Consider the following 305-nt stretch of genomic DNA (forward strand, 5'->3'; position numbering starts at 1 on the left):
CTTTTCGTTGGATTACAACGGCGAAGAACCTGACGAGTGGCGCATAAATGAAGATGAAGACATATACGAACGAAGAATAAACAACATTCACCGCATTTATGACATATCTCTTGTAACGACACCAGCTTATAGCGATACCGAAGCTGTGGTAGGTGCCCGCAGTTTAGAGAAAGTAGAAGAAATGAAAGAACAACGAAGCACACCAACAGATGAAACTTTAAAAATTGAATTGGAGCTATTAAGCCTTGACCTTCCAGAGTAAGGCTTTTTTGAGTTATATGATTAGGAAATATATAATTGCTTTA

General features: G+C 38.0%; 1 protein-coding gene. It reads left to right on the forward strand.

Annotation, left to right across the window (positions count from 1 at the left end; genetic code table 11):
- Positions 1 to 262, forward strand: a 262-nt coding sequence (locus BA70_RS19010; protein ID WP_034325306.1) for an HK97 family phage prohead protease, incomplete at its 5' end; no start/stop codon positions are given.
- Positions 263 to 305: the final 43 nt, after the last annotated feature.

This window comes from Bacillus zhangzhouensis (genome assembly GCF_000715205.1).
Taxonomy (GTDB): Bacteria; Bacillota; Bacilli; order Bacillales; family Bacillaceae; genus Bacillus; species Bacillus zhangzhouensis.